Genomic DNA, 17928 nt, shown 5'->3' with positions numbered 1-17928 from the left:
GTCGGCCGCGCCGCAGCGATTAAATCGGCGGCAAACCTTCGTCGACGAGTTGGTCGTGGATGATCGCCGCCATCTGCTCGGCCAGCGGGTCCAACGGCGACACCGGAATGGGCATCCCGTCCTCGGACTGCACCTGGATCAGCGCACAGGCCAGCTCGGTGAAATCACAGGAACGCACGATGCCCCAGGTGCGCATCACGATCATCTCGGTGGCCGGGGCGATGGTCACCGAACGGCTGCGCCAGCGCTGCGGCGCGGGCGCGGACCGGCGCCGCCTGCGGGTGGCCTCGGCGGCGGTGGCCGCGTGCCGTTCGGCGATGAGCGCGGGCGGGATGTGCGCGTAGAGGTTGTCGCACAGCACCGCCGAGCGGGCATCGGCCCTGGCCAGCGCGGTGAGCTTGCCCAGTGGCATGGCGTCGGCGGGGATTGCCCAGCTGTAGGCCGCCTTCCAGCGGTCGACGAGATCGTCGAGCACGACCGACTCGAACATGGTGATGCGGGCGGTCAGGTCGACGGACTCCTCGTCGATGCGCGCGTGCCGTTGCGCCGGGGTGAGCCGGTGGTCGACGAGCCATTCGGTGCGGACTCGGGTGACCTCCCGCCAGACGTGCAGGTCGATCGCGCGCGTGCGGGATCGTTCGTCGTGCTCGTCGCGATGTGATCGGGTCATTGCGCGCATCCCTTTCATCGTGCCGCCCGGCCGCGAGATCCCGTGGGCGGGGAATTCGGCCGTCAACCGGTGATTTGTTGTGCGGAGCCGGTTTCGCCTTTCCGTGAATTGCGCCAATTCTGATTTCGTCCGACTCTATCGGCACGATTGCGCGTTCGGCTATGACCACGCATGGATAGTCGCCAAATATTTGCCGCGAGAATTCGCGGCGGAATGCGCGGGCGGGTTCAGCGCGGCGGTGGGGCCAGCGGCAGGCCGGTCGGGGCCGGAATGTGGTCGACGGTGAGCCGCTTGCGGAAGACCCAGTAGGTCCAGCCCTGGTACACCAGCACCACCGGGGTGGCCAGCACGGCGGCCCAGCTCATCACCCGCAGCGTGTAGGGGCTCGACGACGCGTTGTCGATGGTCAGGTCGTAGAGCGGACTGAGGGTGGAGGGCATGACATTCGGATACAGCGACCCGACCAGCAGGACGGTGGCCGCCACCACGGTGAGGGCGGTGCCGACGAAGGCCCAGCCGTCGCGGGCCGCCGCGGTGGCGGCACCGGCCAGCACCAGGCCCAGCACCGCGACCCCGAGCGCGCCCCAGGTCCAGCCGGAACCGTAGGCCAGCTGGGTCCACAGACCGAACGCGCCGACGATCAGCACCGTCGGGACGAACAGCACCCGGACGGTCTTCCTGGCGTCCGCGCGCACCTCGCCGCCGGTCTTGAGGGCCAGGAAGATCGCGCCGTGCAGGGCGAACAGGATCGCCGTGGTCACCCCGCCGAGCAGCGCGTAGGGGCTGAACAGGTCCCACACCGAACCGGTGATCTGACGGTCGGCGTCGAGCGGAACCCCGCGCACCAGATTGGCGAACACCCACCCCCAGGCCAGCGCCGGAATCCACGAGCCGATCCCGATGCCCGCGTCGCACCACGCCCGCCAGGTGGGATCGTTGATCTTGGCGCGATATTCGATCGCGCACACCCGCAGGATCAGCGCCACCAGCAACAGCAGCAGCGCCAGATAGAACCCGGAGAACATGCTCGCGTACCACTCCGGGAACGCCGCGAACAGCGCGCCACCCGCGGTGATCAACCAGACCTCGTTGCCGTCCCAGACCGGGCCGATGGTGTTGAGCACCACCCGGCGCCGGACATCGGAGCCCTTGCCGAGGATCGGCATGAGCATGCCCACGCCGAAGTCGAAACCCTCGAGCACGAAGTAGCCGGTGAACAGGACCCCGACCAGTACGAACCAGAACTGCTGCAGGCTCATCGCAGGACTCCTAGTACGCGAACGACAGGGGCTCGACCGGCTCGGCGCGATGTCGACCGCCGCCCCCGTCGTCATCGGGTTCGTCGTGCTCGGTGGCCGCCGGGTCCGGCCCGGCGACGATGTAGCGGTGCATGAGGTAGTACCAGACGACCGCGAGCGCGCCGTAGAGCAGCGTGAACACGACCAGGGAGAACACCACGGTGCCGGGCGCGTGGTCGGACACGCCCTGGGCCACGGTCATCCGGATGGTGGTGTCACCGGTGAGGTTCGGGACCACCACCCAGGGCTGACGCCCCATCTCGGTGAACACCCAGCCCGCGCTGTTGGCCAGGAACGGGGTCGGGATGGCGAGCAGGCTCAGCCAGGCGAACCAGCGTTTGCCCGGAACCCGGCCGCGCCGGGTCATCCAGAGACCGGCGAGCAGCAGCAGGACCGGCCCGGCCAGCAGACCGACCATCGCGCGGAAGGACCAGTAGGTGACGAACAGATTGGGCCGGTAGTCGCCGGGACCGTATTGCTCGACATAGGAGCGTTGCAGATCCTCCACACCCTGCAGGGTGACCCCGGTGAACTGACCCTCGGCCAGGTAGGACAGCACATAGGGCACCTTCAGCACGTGCGTGACGCTGTCGCAGTTGTTGTGCGTGCCCACGGTCAGGATGGAGAAGTCGGGGTCGGTCTCGGTGTGGCACAGCGATTCGGCCGAGGCCATCTTCATCGGCTGCTGGTCGAACATGATCTTGCCCTGGATGTCGCCGGTCAGCGCGACCACCACGACCGAGGCGGCGATGACGACGAGCGAACTGCGGGCCGCGGGCCGCCACAGGGTGCGTGCCTCCTCGCGTTTCGTCGCGTCGCCGCCGCGGGAATTGCGGACCATGTACCAGCCCGCGATGCCCGCCACGAAGGTGCCCGCGGTGAGGAAGGCGCCCGCGACCACGTGCGGGAAGGCCGCCACGGTGGTGTTGTTGGTGAGCAGGGAGAAGATGCTGTCGAGTTCGGCGCGCCCGGTCTCGGGGTTGTAGCGCGCGCCGACCGGATGCTGCATGAACGAATTCGCGGCGATGATGAAATAGGCCGAGGCGTTCACGCCGATGGCGACGATCCAGATCGTCGCCAGGTGAACGAGTTTCGGCAATCTGGTCCAGCCGAAGATCCACAGTCCGATGAAGGTCGACTCCATGAAGAACGCGATGAGCGCTTCCAAAGCCAAGGGGGCGCCGAAGATGTCGCCGATGAAGCGCGAATACTCACTCCAGTTCATGCCGAACTGGAATTCCTGCACGATGCCGGTGGCCACGCCGAGGGCGAAGTTGATGAGGAAGAGTTTGCCGAAGAATTTCGTGAGTCGGTACCAGCGTTCGTTGCCGGTGACCACCCAGGCGGTCTGCATTCCGGCGACGATCGGCGCCAGACCGATGGTGAGCGGGACGAAGATGAAGTGGTAGACGGTGGTGATACCGAATTGCCATCGCGAGATGTCGACCGTGCTCATCGCCAGCGTGCTCATCGGTTCTCCTGCCATCGCAGTGATCGTCTCGCCGAGCAACTACTCCAGGTGATTGTGGTGCGCGTGATCGCCGACGGTGGCCGTCGATATCACATGTTTATCCATCCGATGAGACATGGTTGTCCAGAATCGCGGCCAGGACCGTCGCCTCGCTGATATCGGCGCGTCGTGCGGCGGTGAGCAGGGTGAGCGGGCCGTGCGCGGCCATCGTCCGCAATTCCGCGAGGGCGTCGGCGTGGTCGGGCCGGTCGAGTTCGGCGTGGTATCGGCGGGCGAATTCGGTGAATTTCTCGGGGTCGTGGTGATACCACTGTCGCAATTCCGTCGACGGGGCGACGTCTTTGCACCAGGTCGTCAGATCGGCGCGCTCTTTGCTGACACCGCGCGGCCAGAGTCGGTCCACCAGGACGCGTTGGCCGTCGTCGGGTTCGGGATCCTCGTAGATGCGGCGGACCCGGACTTCGGGGTGCTGGGTCATCGCGGCCTCGTTTCGTCGTCGGGGTGGCCGGAACCCGCGAGCGACATCGCGGTCCGCAGGATGTCTTCGAGCATGGCCGGGGTGAGCCTGCCGGTGAAGGTGTTGTGCTGGCTGACGTGGTAGCAGCCCAGCACGGTGACCGTGCGGCCGTCGGGGTGGGACAGGGTGACCTCGGCGCCGTGGGTGAACCGGGGACGCGGGCGCGGCACCTGCCAGCCACCCTCGGTCAGCACGGTGAACAGCGCCTGCCAGCCGAACGCGCCGAGCACCACGATCACCGCCAGGGTGTCGGCCAGCAGTTCGAGTTCGCGGCTCAGGTACGGCGCGCAGGTGTGGCGTTCGGCGGGGGTCGGCTTGTTCTCCGGTGGCGCGCAGTGCACCGGCGAGGTCAGGCGGGTGCCACGCAGGGTGATGCCGTCGTCGGCGGAGACCGGATGCGCGCCGGTCGACAGGCCCACCGCGTGCAGCGCGGCGAAGAGCACGTCGCCGCTCTTGTCACCGGTGAACATCCGGCCGGTGCGGTTGCCGCCGTGGGCCGCGGGCGCGAGACCGACGACGAGGATCGAGGCGTCGGCGGGCCCGAAGCCGGGGACCGGCCTGCCCCAGTATTGCTGATCGCGGAACGCGGCCCGCTTGACCCGCGCGACCTCCTCGCGCCAGGCCACCAGCCGGGGGCAGGCGAAACAGGAGGAGACCAGGCAGTCGAGGTCGGCGATGGTGGCGGCGGCACCGGCGGCCAGCGGCGCCCGCTCGGGGCCGTCGGGATTGATCTCGGTGGGTTCGCAACTCACGTCGCCGACCATGGGCGACAGTCTAGTGGGCTCGCGGGTGCCCGCCCGGGAGCGCGCGGACGGTGAGCCAGGCGAACCGCCTGCGCGGTACCGGCGGTACCACGTACGGTGTACGAATGGTGTCCACCGAGATCGTGACCGCCGACGGAGTCGTGCGCGGTCGAGCGGGCCGACGTGTTGTCAGCTGGCGTTCTGTTCCCTATGCGGCCGCGCCGGTCGGCGACCTGCGCCTGCGTGCCCCCCAACCGGTTCAACCGTGGACGGGGGTGCGCGAGGCCACCGAATTCGGCTGCGCGGCCGTCCAGCATCCCAATGGCGCGCGGACCGGGCCGCGTGCCTGGCAGGCTGTCGGCGAGGACTGTCTGACGCTGAACGTGACCGCGCCCGTCACCGCGTCCGCGCGGCCGCGCCCGGTCATGGTGTTCCTGCACGGCGGCGGCTACATCTTCGGCACCTCGAGCATGTACACCGGCGCTCGGCTGGCCGTGCGCGGCGATGTCGTGGTGGTGTCGGTGAACTATCGGCTCGGCGCGCTCGGCTATGTCGACTTCACCGAGTTCTCCACCTCGGACCAGCCGATCGAGTCGAATCTCGGTCTGCGCGACCAGGTCGCGGCCCTCGAGTGGGTGCGACGCAATATCGCCGCCTTCGGTGGTGATCCGGACCGTGTCACCCTCTTCGGGGAGTCGGCGGGCGCGCACGCCGTGGTCGCGCTGCTGGCCACCCCGTCGGCGGGCGGGCTGTTCCACCGGGCCATCGCGCAGAGCGCGCCCGCGGACTGGGCCGCTGAGCCCGCGCAGGCCCGCCGCTTCGCGCGCCGTGTCCTGGAACGGGCCGGGATCGACCCGGCCGACGCGCCGCGCGCGCTGCGTAGCGTGCGCGCCGGTGACCTGAGTCGTGCCGCCGACCGCGCGCTGGGCCGGGCCCTGCGCGAGGAGCCGGGCAGTTTCCCTTACGCCCCGGTGTGGCCGACGGTGACTTCCTGCCGGAACCGCCGCTGACGGCGATCGCCGCCGGACGCGCGCATCCGGTGCCGCTGATCATCGGCACCAATCTCGACGAGGCGACGCTGTTCCAGCGCTTCGGCAAGGCGGTGCCGCACACGCGGGCCCAGCTGTCGACCGTGTTCGCGCGCTGTGCGCCCGGCACCGAACAGCGGGTCCTGCGCGCCTATCCCGGCTATCCCGCCCCGCGCACGGCGGTCCGGATGGGCGGTGACTTCATGTTCCTGCGCCCGACCCTGGCGGTCCTCGAGGCCCACAGCCGCTACGCCCCGACCTTCGCCTATCGCTTCGACTACGCGCCACGGGCCCTGCGCGCGGCGGGCTTCGGCGCCACCCACGCCCTGGATCTGGTGCCGGTGTTCGGCTGGGTCGACGGTCCGGTCGGCCGGATGATGACCGCGGCGGGCGGGCGCCGCGGCTTCCGCGCGGTGCAGGACTTCATGCAGGACAACTGGGCGCACTTCGCGCGCACCGGCAGCCCGCTGCCCGCGTGGTCGGCCTATACCGCCGAGCGGCGGGCCACCTGCGTCATCGATCATCCGCCGCGCGTGCTGATCGACCCGGAACCGGCGAAACGGCAGGCGTGGCACGAGGTGTCGATCGCGGTGGCCGAGGATCGGAACGAGGCATGACGGTCGAGCTGGACCCCGGACGGCTGGCGGACCGGATCAAGACGCTCTACGCCGAGGACCCGCAGATCCGGGCCGCCCGCCCCGATCCCGCGGTGCACGCCGAGGTCGTCGCGCCCGGGACGCCGCTGGCCCGCATCGTCGAGATCGCCATGACGGGCTACGCCGAGCGGCCCGCCGTCGGCGCCCGCCGCACCGAACCCGTCGTCGATCCGTCGACCGGTCGGAAGACCCGGCGATTGCTGCCGGAGTTCGAACTGCTCAGCTACTGCGCGCTCTGGGAACGCGCCCGCGCCCTGGCCGCCGCCTGGCACGCCGATGGTGTCGCGGCGGGCGATTTCGTGGCGATGCTGGGTTTCACGAGCGTCGACTACACCGTTCTCGACCTGGCCGGTATCCACCTCGGTGTGGTCGCGGTGCCGCTGCAGGGCGGGGCCGGACTCGATCAGCTGCGCTCGATTCTCGACGAGACCGGACCCCGCGTGTTCGCCGTCGACACCGCGCATCTGCCCGTGGCCGTCGACGCGGTGCTCGCCGGGGCGAGGCCGCACACCGTGCTCGTCTTCGACCACCACCCGGACGACGACGACCACCGCGATGCCCTCACCACCGCGCGCGCCCGGCTGACCGCGGCGGGTTCCCCGGTCACCCTGCGCACCCTCGCCGAGACCGTCGACCGGGGTCGGCTGCTGCCCGCCGCGCCGCTGTCGACACCGGCCCCCGGCGAGGACCCCCTCGCCCTGCTGATCTACACCTCGGGCAGTACCGGCACCCCCAAGGGCGCCATGTACACCCAGCGGCTGGTGTCGGTCGGCTGGCAGCCGCCGCGCCCGTTGACGGCGATCACGCTGAACTTCCTGCCGCTGAGCCACATCGCCGCGCGCCTGACCCTGACCAATGTGCTGGCGCGGGGCGGCACCGCGTATTTCACCGCCGCACCGGACATGTCGACCCTGTTCGAGGACATCGCGTTGGTCCGACCCACCGAGATCTTCCTGGTGCCGCGCGTGTGCGACCTGCTCTGGCAGCGCTACCGGCGTGAACTCGACCACCGCGGCGAAGACCACGCCGACGCGGTGAAAACCCTGCTGCGCGAACAGTTCCTGGGCGGTCGGCTGATGTCGGTACTGTGCGGCAGCGCGCCGATCGCGCCCGATCTGCGCGCCTTCGTCGAATCGGTCCTGGAGATGCGGCTGCACGACGGCTACGGCTCGACCGAGACCGGCGGCGGCGTCGTGTTCGACACGCGGGTCATGCGGCCGCCGGTGCTGGACTACAAGCTCGTCGACGTGCCCGAACTGGGCTACTTCACCACCGACAAGCCCTATCCGCGCGGGGAACTGCTGCTCAAGACCACCACCATGATCGCCGGGTACTACCGGCGCCCGGAGGTCACCGCCGAGGTATTCGACGCCGACGGCTTCTGCCGCACCGGCGATGTGGTGGCCGAGCTGGCGCCCGACCGGCTGGCCTATGTCGACCGGCGCAACAATGTGCTCAAGCTGTCGCAGGGCGAGTTCGTCACCGTGTCGAAGCTGGAGGCGGTGTTCGCCGGGGCCGATCTGGTGCGCCAGATCTATGTCTACGGCAGCAGCGAACGCGCCTATCTGCTGGCGGTGGTCGTGCCGACGGAGGCCGCCCTGGCCGCACCGGCGGGGGAGTCGCGCGCGGCCGTCGCCGCCTCGCTGCACCGCGCGGCGGTCGACGCGGGGCTGGAACCCTACGAGATCCCGCGTGACTTCCTGATCGAGACCGAGCCGTTCTCCGTCGCCAACGGCCTGCTCTCCGGCGTCGCGAAACTGTTGCGGCCCAAGCTGAAAGAGCGCTACGGCGCACGGCTCGAGCGGCTCTACGACGAGGTGGCGCGCGAGCAGGAGGACCGGCTGGCCCAGCTGCACCGCGACGCGCCCGGCCTCCCGGTCTCGGAGACCGTCGCGCGGGCGGCGGTCGCGGTGCTCGGCTGCCCGGTCACCGACCTGCGACCCGAGGCCCGATTCGCCGATCTGGGCGGGGATTCGCTGGCGGCCCTGTCGTATTCGACGCTGCTGCGCGAACTGCTCGGTGTCGAGGTGCCGGTGAACGTCGTGCTCGCGCCGGACAGCGACCTCGCCGCCCTCACCCGCTACGTCGAACGCGGCACCCGTGGACTCGACGCCGACGCGGTCCACGGTCCGGGCGCCACCGAGATCCGCGCCACCGACCTGACCCTCGAGACGTTCCTCGACGGCCCCGCCCTCGAGCGGGCCGCCGCGTTGCCCGCTGCCGACGGGATCGACACCGTGCTGATCACCGGCGCCAACGGCTACCTGGGTCGGTTCCTCCTACTGTCGTGGCTCGAGCGCCTCGCCCCACGCGGCGGCCGGGTGGTGTGCGTGGTGCGCGGTGGTGACGCCGAATCCGCGCGTGCCCGCCTCGATGCCGCCTTCGACACCGGTGACGACGCGCTGCGCGACCACTTCCGCACCCTCGCCCTGGACGCCCTCGAAGTGATACCCGGTGATATCGGTGAACCGGATCTCGGTGTGCCGCAGGACCTGTGGCGGCGGCTGGCCGAGCAGGTCGACCTCATCGTGCACTCGGCGGCCCTGGTGAACCACGTGCTGCCCTACGGTCAACTCTTCGGCCCGAATGTCGTCGGGACCGCCGAGGTCATCCGGCTCGCCCTCACGAGCAAGCGCAAACCGGTGAGTTACCTGTCGACCGTGGCGGTCGCGGCCCAAGGCGAGTTCTTCGCCGAGGACGGGGACGTGCGCGCCATGAGCCCGGTCCGTCGACTCGACACCGGATATGCCAACGGCTACGGCAACAGCAAATGGGCGGGCGAGGTGCTGCTGCGGGCAGCGTCGGAGCGGTTCGGGCTGCCGGTGGCGGTCTTCCGCTCCGACATGATCCTCGCCCACCGCTCCTACGCCGGTCAGCTCAATGTGCCCGACGTGTTCACCCGGCTGCTGCTCAGTGTGCTCGTCACCGGGATCGCGCCGGAGTCGTTCTACCGCACCGATTCCGGCGGTGCCCGGCGCCGCGCCCACTACGACGGGTTGCCCGCCGATTTCGTCGCCGCCGCCCTCGCCGAGCTGGGCGCGGCCGCCGCCAGCGGCTACCGCACCTACGACGTGCTCAATCCGCACGACGACGACATCTCCCTGGACACCTTCGTCGACTGGCTGATCGCCGCGGGCCACCCCATCGCCCGCATCGGCGACTACGCGGATTGGTTCACCCGTTTCGAGACCGCGCTGCGCGCCCTGCCCGACTCCCAGCGCAAGCACACCCTGCTGCCGCTGCTGCACGCCTACCGCCGTCCCGGTGTGCCGCTGGCCGGGTCGGCGCTCCCGGCCGACGGCTTCCGCGCCGCCGTGCGCGCGGCCGGAGTCGAGACCATGCCCGACATCCCGCACCTGGATGCCGCGCTGATCGGGAAATACGTCACCGACCTGATCGGCCTCGGCCTGTTGTCACCGGGAGGCGCGTCCTAGGCTGGGTCACGCGAGAAAGGAATGTCGTATGGGCCGTTCCTCGTTGGGTGCCGGTCTGGGTGCCAAGGCACTGCGCACCCGCTGGCTGGTCCGGGCACCGATCCTGCTGTACCGGGCGGGATTCGGGTTCCTCTTCGGTCGTCGACTGCTGATGCTCGAGCATCGCGGGCGCAGCAGCGGGCAGCGGCGGTATGTCGTGCTCGAGGTGGTCGACCATCCGGCGGACGACGAGTACGTGATCGTGTCCGGATTCGGGGTCACGGCCCAGTGGTACCGGAATATCGTCGCGCACTCGGCCGTGCGGATCTCGACCGGCTTCCGGCGCGGCCTGGCGGCCGCCGCGACACCGATGACCGAGACGGAATCGGCGCGGGCGCTCGAGCAGTACGCCCAGAAACATCCCCGCGCGTGGAAACAGCTGCGCGCCACCATCGAACAGGCCACCGGTGCCCCGGTCGAGAGCCTGCCGATGGTGCGGCTGCGGGTGCGCTGACGCGCTCAGAGGTCGAGCAGGTGCGGTAGCCCGGCGCGGAAGCGGTCGGCGTCGAGCGCCTTGGCCGCGGCGAAGGCGGGTAGGTCCACCAGCGGGAAACAGGTGGCGCGGGGTGTGGGATCGTCGGCGGCGTCGAGGATGGCGTTGGCGGCCGCGCGCCCGGATTCGTTGGCGCCCTCCATGGTGGCCAGATCGATGTGGCTGCGGACGTGGTCGCCGCCGAAGAACAGATTCGGGATCGCGCAGTGCGCGTCGGGACGGTGGTCGTAGGAGCCGACGGTGTTGACCAGCAGCGGTGTCGCGTTGTGGATGCCGCCGCTCGACCAGGTGATGCCGGGATCGAGGTGCCAGGAGTGGATGTCCTCGTCGCGCAGCCAGCCGGTGCCGGTATTGAGCCAGGTCTTCAGCTGCGCCCACACCTCGGTGGCGATCTCGGCCGCGCCGCATTCCTTGGCGGTGCGGCCGTAGAGGATTCCGGGGGTGTCCCAGTCGGAGATGTCGACCGAGAGACATTCGACGACCGACCCGTCGCCGTAGGTGGCGGCGAAATCGCCCACCCACATCGGTGCCTGGCGCAGCGCGGTGATCGCCCACGGTGAACCGAGTGCGGCGATGTGACCCTCGGGAATGTCGGTGGGGCGGCGCAGGAAGTATTGGATGCCGACCATCCAGTCGGTGACCAGCTCCCGCATACCCGCCAGCCGGGGATCGGCGTCCAGGAGCGCGGGACTCAGCAGGTCGACCACCCGGTCCACCGGCATGGCGCACACGTAGTGGTCGGCGGTGACCGTCGTCGTCCCGGCGGAACCGCCCACCGTCGCCGACGCGATCCGGCCACCGGCCAGACGCAGGGCCCGCGCGCCCTGACCGAGGACGAAGCGCACACCGAGACCACGCAGATGGGCCACCCACGGGTCGATCCAGGCGGTGTTGGTCGGTCGGTTCAGGATCCGGTCGACCCCACCAGAGAACTCCGGGATCGCCCCGGTCCCGGCCAGCACCAGGGCCTCGCCGATGGTGCCGATGGTGCGCGCCGAACTGGTCTGCGGTTTGGCCGCGACGGTGATGCGGGTCAGCGCGTTCACGAGGTACCGGCGATAGGCGGCGGACTTGCCCTCGGCGCGCATGATCTGTTCCCACGTCACGTATTCCCACTGCCCGAAACGGCGTTCGGTGCTCGAGGTGAACCACATGGTCATCTGCTTGGCGAAGAAGGCCAGCTCGTGCGGGGGCAGCTCGGGGACGAACCGGAACGCGCCGACGAGGGTGCTCTGGAGTACCTGCGGGGTCAGCTGCGACAGGCCGCCGACTTCGACCGGCAGGAACAGGGGCGCGGAGTTCTCGAAACCGGCGACCGTCCCCTCGACCCGCACCAGATTGTCGAGCACGCCGTTCGGGTTGCCGGGGAACGGGATTCGGCTCATGGTGTCGGGGACATTGCGGTAGCAGCCGGGGAAGAAGCGGAAGCCGTGCTCGCCGGGCAATTCCTGGCGGCCGGGTCCGCCGGTGCCGGGCACTCCGAGGCTGCGCGCCTTGCCGCCGAGATAGGCCGGTTCGTAGACGGTCACCAGGTAGCCGCGTTCGGCGAGTTCGTGGGCGGCACTGAGCCCGGCCATCCCGCCGCCGAAGATCGCCACCGTCCGACCGCCGGAACGGAGCAGGGGTGAGCGGGGTCCGGGAGTGGCGGCGGCCGCCGGTGCGGTGACGGCCAGGGCGGCCCCGGCGGCCAGACCGGCGCGCAGGGCGGTGCGGCGGGTGACGGTGAGCGGCTTATCGGACATGCTGTGCTCCAGGTGCCACGGTGGTGTGCAGGGTGTGCGTGGGCGGCACCGCCCGGATAGGGGTGCCGCGCAAGGTGGTTCGGGTGAGGTTCCGTTCGTGTAGGGCGCCGCGCACTTCGCGGCCCAGGTCGGCGAGGACGGCGGGAAGGTGGTCACGCTGGTGCCGCAGCGCGCCCCAGGCCAGCCGGGCGGCCCGTGCCGGGCTGGCCAGTTCGGCGGGCCTGCGGGTGCGCGAGAAGATGCCGGTGGTGATCTCGGCGAGCTCGGGATCGACGGCGGCCCGCCGGTACAGCTCGATCTCCAAGGGGCGCATGGCCTCTCCGCGCGCGAGTCGGTTGGTCCAGTGGAAGATCTCGCGGCATTCGCGGACCCGGCGCCGGTCCCATGCCCTGAGTGCCGCGTCGAGGGCGGCGGGGTCGTCGAGGACTCCGGCGACGGATTCGGCCAGCAGGCGGCCGTAGTGCAGGGCGTCGCGGATGCCCTGGGCGGTGACCGGGTCCTTGAAGTGGCCCGCGTCGCCGGGCAGGGCCCAGCCGGGGCCCGACGACGGCCGGAAGTAGGAGGCGATACCGGTCGCCGCGCGGACCCGGCCGACCCGTTCACAGCCGTGTAGTCGCTCGGTGAGGGCCGGAATGCGCGCTACCGCTTCGGTATAGCGTCGCTCCGCCTCGCCGGGGCCCAGCCGTCCCTCGCCGCGTGGCGGCTGCACCAGACTCAACACCAGGCCGTCGTCGCAGGGGAAGGCGGTGCCCAGATCGGCGCCCACCCGCCACTGCGCGGCGATGTGCCGGGCCGCGTCGGGGGCATCGCGCCAGTAGGCGAAGTAGCAGTCCCGGCCGCTGGGCACCGTCAGGAACGGCTCCTCGGCGCCGACCGCCCTGGCGACGGTGCTGCGTCGCCCGTCCGCGCCGACCACCAGCGCCGCGCGGAGCTCGGTGACCGTCCCGTCGCGATCGGTGTACCGCACACCGGCGCAGCGGGTTCCGTCGAAGATCACCGACTCCACCCGGCACCGCGTCCGCACCTCGGCGCCCGCGGCGACGGCGGCCCGGACGAGCACGTCGTCGAGTCCGGTTCGTCGGACGCACAGGGCGTAGTCGATCCCGTCCACCGCCGGAAACGGTGTGCCGATACCGAATCCGGCGCCCTCGGCGTACGCGCGGGTCAGCGGTGGCGCGCCCAGGGCGCTCACCTCGGCGAGCACCCCGAGGCGCTGGAGTTCGGCCACCCCGGCGGGCCACAGCAGATGCGTCGACAGTGTCTCCGACGGCAGCGCCGCGGCCTCCAGCACGATGACCCGGCGTCCCGCCCTGGCCAGCGTCAAGGCGGTCGCCGATCCGGCGCAGCGCGCGCCGACCACGACCACCTCGGCCGACTCGATGGTGCTGGGGACGGGGGAATCAGTCATGCGAACCGCCTCGGTCATCGAGTCTCGGACACTGTGTCCGATTCGATGATGAGCCGCGCGCGGCCGGGAGTCAATACCACACCGGGACAACGGGTTTGCCGCCCGGGGCGCACGGCCGAGGCGGGCCGCGCCGGACCGGCGGGCACAATGGGGACATGCCCTCAGCACCCGAGCGCGCCACCGAGCAGGCGCCGGTTCGCCGATGCCTTCGCTGACGCGCGTCCCGCGATCGGCGCGCAAACCCTCCGACGATCGACGCGTCGAGTTCGAGCGCCGCGTGCTGCGCGCGGTCGAAGACCTGCTCGCCGACGGCACGCCGTTCACCGAACTGGCCGTGCAGAAGATCGCCGCCGCCTCCGGCGCCGCCCGCTCCACCTTCTACCGCTATTTCCCGGACAAGAGCAGCCTGCTGATCCGGATGGCCGAACTGGCCACCGCCGACCTGTTCGCCGCCGCCGAAGTGTGGTGGCGCGCCGAGCACACCGACCGGCAGGCCGGGGTCACGGCCGCGATGCGCGCCATGATCAGCGGGTTCCGCACGCACCGCTACCTCCTGCTCGCCCTGAGCGAGGTGGCGGGCTACGACCGGGCCGTCGGCGCGTACTGGCGGACCAGGGTGGCGAGCTTCGCCGAACTGGGGCGCGCCCGGCTCGATGCCGAGCGCGCGGCGGGTCGGGTGGCCACCGGTCCGGATTCGGCGGCCACCGCCCTGGTCCTCACGTCCATGGTCGAACGCACCATCGCGGCGGCCTTCTCGGCCGACACCGGCATCGACGACGAGGACCTGGCCGTGGCCCTGGGCCGCGCGATCTGGCTCGTCGTCTACGGCGACGCCGACACCGCGCGGTGAGCGGGCCGAATCAGCGCGCGGCCGCGCGGAAACCCGGTTCCGGCGCGAACGAGGTCAGACCGACCTCGCGATAGCCGCCCACGAGCCGCTCGTACTCGCGCCGGTTACGGGCCATCGGGGAATCGGTGACGGCGGCGGGCAGCCGCCGATAGGCCACCCGGAGCGCGGCGGTGAGCGCTCGGAATTCGCGGTCCTGACGGCGGCCCCAGTGGATCGGCATCTTCGCGCGGACCCCCGGATGCATGATGCCGCACCCGAGAATCATGGCGACATGCCCGAAGGTGGGCGCGCCGAGTCGCCACAGCGGATCGGTGATCGCGGGCAGGAAATACGGGCGCGGGGCCCGCAGTACCGTGCTGGTGGCCGCGTCCAGCGCCGGGGTCGCCCGGAGTTCGGCGATCATGGCGTCGTAATGGGCGACCAGTTCCGGATAGTCGGAGATCGGCCGGGAACCGCCGGGCAGGTGCAGGCCGCGGGTCTTGAACAGGTAGTGCTCCCAGATGGCCTGGTTGTCCGCGGCCGAGGGGCGATCCCCGGTCAGCGCGAGATAGGCGCCGCGCTGAACGAAGAAGGTGGAGTAGAGGATCCAGTTCCAGGACCGCGGGTTGAGCGCGGAGTACCGCTCGCCGTCCGGGCCGACGCCCTTGACGTCCCGGTGCAGCAGCATGAGTCGTTCGGACTCGGCGGCGCGGTCGGCGTCCTCGCCGTGGTAGATCAGCTGGTCGGCGGCCGCCGTGCGGACCGCGCGGGCCCACGGCTCGTAGCGGGCCCGGCCGGTCGCCTCGAGGGCGGCCGAGACCGGCGGCAGCATCGGCTGATCGAACAGAGCCACGCCGAACAATCCGAACAGGACCGAACCGCCGACCTGCTCGAAACGCGCGACGGCGGGGGAGGATCGGTGCGGTGTGGCGGGCGCGTCGACGGCGCGCAGTTCCTGGTGCGGCACGGGACAGGTCATCGTTGAACTCCTTTGTTCCACTCACCCCGTTTCTGGTGCCGTGCGACACCAGAAACGCGTGTGATGCCAGGGTGCACCAGAATGGGGAGATGGTCAAGACGACTCCGCGCGCCTACGGGGGTGTCGCGGCGGACGAGCGCCGCGCCCGGCGCCGCACCGCCCTGCTCGAGGCCGCCCTGGACCTGCTGGCCGAGGAGGGCGCGCAGGCGGTCACCAAACGCGCGGTCTGTCACCGCGCCCAGCTCAACGACCGGTACTTCTACGAACAGTTCACCGACCGCGACGCCCTGCTCACGGCCCTGTCCGAGGAGCTGACCAGTCAGGGCATCGCCGCCGTCGTCGCCGCCACCCACGCCGCGCCGCCCGATCTGCCGAGCCAGGTCCACGCCGCCGCCGACGCGGCCCTGGGCTTCCTGCTCACCGACACCCGCCGCCAAGCGCTGCTGCTCAACGCCCACAGCACCGAGTCGCTGTACACCGCGCGCGTGGCGACCCAGCACGCCATCGCCGCCGCGGCGACCGCCGTGAACCGGGAACTGCGCCCCGACCAGGCCGGTGACCCCGACGACGCGGAACTGGCGGCCTACACACTGGTCAGCGGCACCCTGGAGCTGGTGGCCGCCTGGCTGCGCGGCGAATTCGCCACCACGCGGGAACGGTTGACCGACCACATCGCCCGGCAACTGCTACTGGTCCCGGTCGCCGATCCGGCCGAATGACGGTGCGGCGGTTCAGGTTCGGCTGATCCAGTCGTGCCAGCCGCCGTCGCGGACCAGCGCGGCGAGCCGGTCGTAGCCACCGCTGCCGGGATGGGCGCCGTCACGGTCGCGCGCTTCGGCGACCCAGACCGGATCCGCCGCGAGCGCCGCGGTGACATCGACGAACGGCACCTCCCGCGCGTGGCACAGCGCCGACATCTCCGCGGCCAACCGCGTCGTCCGCCGCAGGTGGGATTCGCCCGCATCGATCACTGGCGGCGGGCCCACGACCAGCACGAACAGGCCCCGGCGCACGCTCTCGGCGAGGAGGGTGGCGAGGTTGGCCAGGGTGCGGGTGGGGTCGACGCGCACGCGACCGTCCTCCTCGACCATGTCGTTGCTGCCGAAGGACAGCACGATCCGGTTGTCCGCCTCGGGGACGGTGCGCGCGTCGACCTCGGCCCAGCAGCGCGCGGCGACATCGTCGGAGGTGTTGCGGCGGATGCCGAGATTGAACGCGGTGACCTCGGTGTCCGTGGTGGCCAGGACGCGCCCGACCCAGCCGCGGTAGTCGGGATCGCCGATGCCCTGCACGAAGGAATCGCCGAGGAAACAGAGACGCAGGGGACCGCTCACCTGGACAGTGTACGAACAGGCGTGTGCCTGTCGTGCGGCGCCTTTCGGCGTCAGGCGGCCCAGCCGAGGCCGGTCAGCAGGCGATCGCTGCGGGAGCGTCCGGCTCGGCGGCGGGCGCGATGCGCGGCGGCCAGCAGCGCGCCCAGGCCCGCGCCCGCGGCGTTCATCAGGACGTCGTCGATCGAGGACACCCGTCCCAGGTCCAGCACGTACTGCGCGACCTCGAGCGCGGCCGACGCGCCCGCGCCGATCAGCGTCATCCGTACCACCGAGGACCAGCGCGGAAACCGTAGCGGCAGTAGGAAACCCAACGGCACGAACACGGCCACATTCGCGCCGACCTGGACCAGGATCGTCGTCGGCGCGGCACCGAGGGTGTCCACCAGATCGCGCAGCGGCACCAGGCTGACCGCCCGTTCGCCCCCCGTCGGCGTGAGGATCATCCACACCCAGGGCAGCGTCCCGACCAGCACCCCGACCTCGGCGATCGAACGCCGCAGCGCCTCCCGCCGCGACATCGAGGTCCTGATCCGCCAGTGCGTCAGACCGGCGGTGAGGGCCACCGCCACCGGCACCAGCAGCGCCCACACGACCACGACCGGTCCCCAGGATTCCCACGCGCGCCCCACGGCGCCACGATAGCCGCCGCGGCCGGGACTCCTACGGCGCGACGATGCGCTGGGCCGCCAGCACGGTGGCCGCGCGCCGGGTGGCGATGTGGCGGTCGTCGGCGTGACTGGTGTCGTGGCGCGCGTGCGTCGCCGCGGTGCGGGCGAGATCGGTGAGCATGCGCAGCAGCAGTGCGGCCGGGATCTCGGTGGTGACCAGGCCCTCGCGTTGGCCCCGGCGCATCTCGGCGACCTTGGCGTCGACGGTGCGACGCAGGATGACGGTGATGTCGGGACCGGAGGGCTCCAACTCGGCCCAGGCCTGCAACTGCGCGTCCTCGGGCTGGGTGATGAAGTGGTCGAAGAGGCGTCCGATGTAGCCGGGCAGGTCGTCGGCGGTGAAATCGGTGTCGTCGGCGGTCTGCTCGGCCCACAGTTCGGTGACGGCGGCGTAGAGCTCGCTCTTGCCGGGGAAGTAGGCGTAGAGCCGGTCCTTGCTGGCATGGGCGGCCGCCGCGATCCGGTTGATCCGGGCGCCCGCGACCCCGTAGCGCGCGAACTCGCTCTTCGCCGCGACCAGAATTCGTTCCCTGGTCGCCTCACCCGCTGCCCGCATGATCGGCATCGTACCTCTTGCCGAACCATCTGGTTCGGAACTATGGTCGCTTTTCAGAACCGG

General features: G+C 70.9%; 15 protein-coding genes and 1 pseudogene. 5 read left to right on the top strand and 11 right to left on the bottom strand.

Translation table 11 applies throughout. The features are described from left to right. Window positions 1–19: 19 nt before the first annotated feature. The 5 genes from QC180_RS10265 to QC180_RS10245 all read right to left on the bottom strand — a co-directional run bounded on the left by QC180_RS10265 (window position 20) and on the right by QC180_RS10245 (window position 4720). Entirely contained in the window at window positions 20–670 is a 651-nt protein-coding gene (locus tag QC180_RS10265; protein WP_278262412.1) for a hypothetical protein, read from the bottom strand. A gap of 227 nt (window positions 671–897) precedes the next feature. After that, window positions 898–1929 (bottom strand): cytochrome d ubiquinol oxidase subunit II, encoded by a 1032-nt coding sequence (gene cydB / locus QC180_RS10260; protein ID WP_278262411.1) that lies wholly within the window; start codon window positions 1927–1929, stop codon window positions 898–900. Between the two features lie 10 nt (window positions 1930–1939). Further along, window positions 1940–3424, bottom strand: coding sequence for a cytochrome ubiquinol oxidase subunit I (locus QC180_RS10255; protein WP_278262579.1), 1485 nt, complete (start codon window positions 3422–3424; stop codon window positions 1940–1942). Between the two features lie 112 nt (window positions 3425–3536). Further along, window positions 3537–3917 carry a DUF488 domain-containing protein gene (locus QC180_RS10250; protein ID WP_278262410.1) on the bottom strand — a complete coding sequence of 127 codons (381 nt, stop codon included), beginning with the start codon at window positions 3915–3917 and terminating at the stop codon, window positions 3537–3539. Further along, a complete protein-coding gene (locus tag QC180_RS10245; RefSeq protein ID WP_278262409.1) occupies window positions 3914–4720 on the bottom strand; it encodes a uracil-DNA glycosylase in 807 nt (268 codons plus the stop codon). Before QC180_RS10245 ends, QC180_RS10250 begins: the two co-directional genes overlap by 4 nt. A 104-nt stretch (window positions 4721–4824) precedes the next feature. On the opposite strand from QC180_RS10245, the pseudogene QC180_RS30325 reads away from it, so the two are divergent. The 3 genes and pseudogenes from QC180_RS30325 to QC180_RS10225 all read left to right on the top strand — a co-directional run bounded on the left by QC180_RS30325 (window position 4825) and on the right by QC180_RS10225 (window position 10310). After that, window positions 4825–6344: pseudogene (locus QC180_RS30325) on the top strand (carboxylesterase/lipase family protein). Beyond that, on the top strand, window positions 6341–9817 hold the full coding sequence (gene car / locus QC180_RS10230) for a carboxylic acid reductase (protein ID WP_278262406.1): 3477 nt from the start codon (window positions 6341–6343) through the stop codon (window positions 9815–9817). The pseudogene QC180_RS30325 and the gene car overlap by 4 nt, the downstream one beginning before the upstream one ends. Before the next feature lie 28 nt (window positions 9818–9845). After that, entirely contained in the window at window positions 9846–10310 is a 465-nt protein-coding gene (locus QC180_RS10225) for a nitroreductase family deazaflavin-dependent oxidoreductase (RefSeq protein ID WP_278262405.1), read from the top strand. A 5-nt stretch (window positions 10311–10315) separates the two neighbouring features. Here QC180_RS10225 and QC180_RS10220 read toward each other — a convergent pair whose 3' ends face one another. Together QC180_RS10220 and QC180_RS10215 are read right to left on the bottom strand one after the other, a co-directional pair. Next, entirely contained in the window at window positions 10316–12091 is a 1776-nt protein-coding gene (locus QC180_RS10220) for a hydroxysqualene dehydroxylase (RefSeq protein WP_278262404.1), read from the bottom strand. Further along, window positions 12081–13499, bottom strand: a complete 1419-nt coding sequence (locus QC180_RS10215) for an NAD(P)/FAD-dependent oxidoreductase (protein WP_278262403.1) — start codon at window positions 13497–13499, stop codon at window positions 12081–12083. The genes QC180_RS10220 and QC180_RS10215 overlap by 11 nt, the downstream gene beginning before the upstream one ends. Window positions 13500–13701: 202 nt before the next feature. On the opposite strand from QC180_RS10215, the gene QC180_RS10210 reads away from it, so the two are divergent. Further along, window positions 13702–14349 carry a TetR/AcrR family transcriptional regulator gene (locus QC180_RS10210; protein WP_278262402.1) on the top strand — a complete coding sequence of 216 codons (648 nt, stop codon included), beginning with the start codon at window positions 13702–13704 and terminating at the stop codon, window positions 14347–14349. Between the two features lie 10 nt (window positions 14350–14359). Here the strand turns inward: QC180_RS10210 and QC180_RS10205 are convergent, their stop codons facing one another. Further along, window positions 14360–15307, bottom strand: a complete 948-nt coding sequence (locus QC180_RS10205) for an oxygenase MpaB family protein (RefSeq protein ID WP_278262401.1) — start codon at window positions 15305–15307, stop codon at window positions 14360–14362. A gap of 89 nt (window positions 15308–15396) precedes the next feature. On the opposite strand from QC180_RS10205, the gene QC180_RS10200 reads away from it, so the two are divergent. Next, entirely contained in the window at window positions 15397–16026 is a 630-nt protein-coding gene (locus QC180_RS10200) for a TetR family transcriptional regulator (protein WP_278262400.1), read from the top strand. 12 nt (window positions 16027–16038) lie between these two features. On the opposite strand, the gene QC180_RS10195 is transcribed toward QC180_RS10200, so the two are convergent. The 3 genes from QC180_RS10195 to QC180_RS10185 are packed head-to-tail and all read right to left on the bottom strand — an operon-like array spanning window position 16039 to window position 17865. After that, on the bottom strand, window positions 16039–16641 hold the full coding sequence (locus QC180_RS10195; protein WP_278262399.1) for a GDSL-type esterase/lipase family protein: 603 nt from the start codon (window positions 16639–16641) through the stop codon (window positions 16039–16041). Window positions 16642–16691: 50 nt separating this feature from the next. Then, window positions 16692–17270 carry a VanZ family protein gene (locus QC180_RS10190; protein WP_278262398.1) on the bottom strand — a complete coding sequence of 193 codons (579 nt, stop codon included), beginning with the start codon at window positions 17268–17270 and terminating at the stop codon, window positions 16692–16694. Between the two features lie 31 nt (window positions 17271–17301). Next, entirely contained in the window at window positions 17302–17865 is a 564-nt protein-coding gene (locus tag QC180_RS10185; RefSeq protein ID WP_278262397.1) for a TetR/AcrR family transcriptional regulator, read from the bottom strand. Window positions 17866–17928 lie beyond the last annotated feature (63 nt).

The sequence above is a fragment of the Nocardia anocheti genome (genome assembly GCF_029675105.1).
Taxonomy (GTDB): domain Bacteria; phylum Actinomycetota; class Actinomycetes; order Mycobacteriales; family Mycobacteriaceae; genus Nocardia.
Note: the sequence above shows the minus strand (reverse complement) of the source record. Positions and strands in the feature narration are given on the sequence as shown.

Bases quoted from the DNA above. Each gene is read 5' to 3' on its own strand.
- QC180_RS10265 (WP_278262412.1), bottom strand. From the start codon at position 670: ATGACCCGATCACATCGCGACGAGCACGACGAACGATCCCGCACGCGC.
- cydB (WP_278262411.1), bottom strand. From the start codon at position 1,929: ATGAGCCTGCAGCAGTTCTGGTTCGTACTGGTCGGGGTCCTGTTCACC.
- QC180_RS10255 (WP_278262579.1), bottom strand. From the start codon at position 3,424: ATGAGCACGGTCGACATCTCGCGATGGCAATTCGGTATCACCACCGTC.
- QC180_RS10250 (WP_278262410.1), bottom strand. From the start codon at position 3,917: ATGACCCAGCACCCCGAAGTCCGGGTCCGCCGCATCTACGAGGATCCC.
- QC180_RS10245 (WP_278262409.1), bottom strand. From the start codon at position 4,720: ATGGTCGGCGACGTGAGTTGCGAACCCACCGAGATCAATCCCGACGGC.
- car (WP_278262406.1), top strand. From the start codon at position 6,341: ATGACGGTCGAGCTGGACCCCGGACGGCTGGCGGACCGGATCAAGACG.
- QC180_RS10225 (WP_278262405.1), top strand. From the start codon at position 9,846: ATGGGCCGTTCCTCGTTGGGTGCCGGTCTGGGTGCCAAGGCACTGCGC.
- QC180_RS10220 (WP_278262404.1), bottom strand. From the start codon at position 12,091: ATGTCCGATAAGCCGCTCACCGTCACCCGCCGCACCGCCCTGCGCGCC.
- QC180_RS10215 (WP_278262403.1), bottom strand. From the start codon at position 13,499: ATGACTGATTCCCCCGTCCCCAGCACCATCGAGTCGGCCGAGGTGGTC.
- QC180_RS10210 (WP_278262402.1), top strand. From the start codon at position 13,702: ATGCCTTCGCTGACGCGCGTCCCGCGATCGGCGCGCAAACCCTCCGAC.
- QC180_RS10205 (WP_278262401.1), bottom strand. From the start codon at position 15,307: ATGACCTGTCCCGTGCCGCACCAGGAACTGCGCGCCGTCGACGCGCCC.
- QC180_RS10200 (WP_278262400.1), top strand. From the start codon at position 15,397: ATGGTCAAGACGACTCCGCGCGCCTACGGGGGTGTCGCGGCGGACGAG.
- QC180_RS10185 (WP_278262397.1), bottom strand. From the start codon at position 17,865: ATGCGGGCAGCGGGTGAGGCGACCAGGGAACGAATTCTGGTCGCGGCG.